Genomic DNA, 1477 nt, shown 5'->3' with positions numbered 1-1477 from the left:
GGTCGTTAATATGGCTCAGGAGGTCTTTCGATGCTGACGGAGAACGAAACTACAGAACTAAAACGCGAATATGTCGACGATATAAAGAAGACTGTTATCGCCTTTGCAAATACAAACGGCGGCGTCATCTATATCGGCATAAATGACGACGGAACGATCTACGGCGTGCCGACCGCAGACGATACGCTGCTGCGCGCGGCAAACGCCGTGAGGGACGGCATACGGCCAGACGTGACATTATTTACGAAGTGCGCCGCTGAAAATCTGGAAGACAAAGAGATCATCACCGTAAGCGTACAGCGCGGCACAGCTCGTCCCTATTATCTTGCGGGGAAGGGGCTGCGTCCCGAAGGCGTCTTTTTGCGACAGGGAGCCTCCACAGTCCCCGCCTCCGAGAGCGCAATACTCAGCATGATAAAAGAAACAGGCGGAGATTCTTTTGAAGAGGCGCGTTCCCGGGAACAGCAGCTCACCTTTGACAAGCTCTCGTCATATTTTGCGAAAAAGGAGCTGCCTTTCGGCGAACCTCAAAAAAAGACGCTCGGGCTTATCGGGTGCGACGGTGATTACACCAACGCTGCTCTTCTTCTATCGGACCAATGCCCGCACACCATCAAGCTTGCCGTCTTTGAAGGCGGCAGAAAAAGCGTCTTCAAAGACAGACACGAGGCCTCCGGCTCGCTGATAGGCCAAATAGAAGAGGCCTTCGACTATATATCCAGATATAACCGCACCCGCTCCGAGATCCATGGGCTTGAACGCGTAGACATGCCAGATTATCCAGCCTGCGCGATCCGCGAAGCGCTGCTCAACGCCGTTGTGCATCGTGATTATTCACTGAGCGGAAGCACTCTGATAAGCATATTCGACGACAGAATAGAATTTGTCTCCATCGGGGGTCTGGCCAAAGGCATATCTTACAATGACATTATGCTGGGCATCTCTATTACAAGAAACAAGAAACTTGCGGATATTTTTTACCGCTTAAACTTGATAGAGGCCTACGGCACCGGCATCCTCAAAATAAGGGAAAGCTGCGCCGTCTGCGGTACTGCGCCGCTCATCGAGGTTTCTGACAACGGATTTAAAATTACGCTTCCAAACGCAAATTTTAACAGAGAAAACACACAGACACGGGAAGAACCTCCCGCAGCCCCGCTGCGCCCAAACGAACGCGCAGCGCTTGCGCTGACAAAAGAAAGAGGCGCCATTTCCCGCAGCGAGCTTCAGGAGTTGATGAAAATATCCCAAGCAACTGCCATCACTCTGCTTAGAGGCCTTACGGCAAAAGGTCTGCTGAAAAAAGAACGGCGCGGAAGAGCGGTTTTTTATTCCCTCGTTTGACCGCCTGACGTTTTAACGTAACGGCGCTAGTGCGGCATTCCCCGCTACGGTTTGTTACAATGCTGATAATCATGATTATTAGAATTGTCAGCATTGCTGACGCCGTTTGGCCGCGCCGCGGCGTCAGCGTATT

At 51.7% G+C, this 1477-nt stretch carries 1 protein-coding gene; it reads left to right on the top strand.

Translation table 11 applies throughout. The features are described 5' to 3' along the window. Window positions 1-30 precede the first annotated feature (30 nt). Window positions 31-1344: a putative DNA binding domain-containing protein gene (locus tag RRY12_13215; protein MEG2185634.1), complete on the top strand. Its 1314-nt coding sequence runs from the start codon at window positions 31-33 to the stop codon at window positions 1342-1344. The last annotated feature ends 133 nt before the right edge of the window (window positions 1345-1477 follow it).

The organism is Cloacibacillus sp. (assembly GCA_036655895.1).
GTDB lineage: Bacteria > Synergistota > Synergistia > Synergistales > Synergistaceae > JAVVPF01.
The sequence above is the reverse complement of the archived record's forward strand: the minus strand, read 5'-3'. Positions and strand labels throughout refer to the sequence as shown.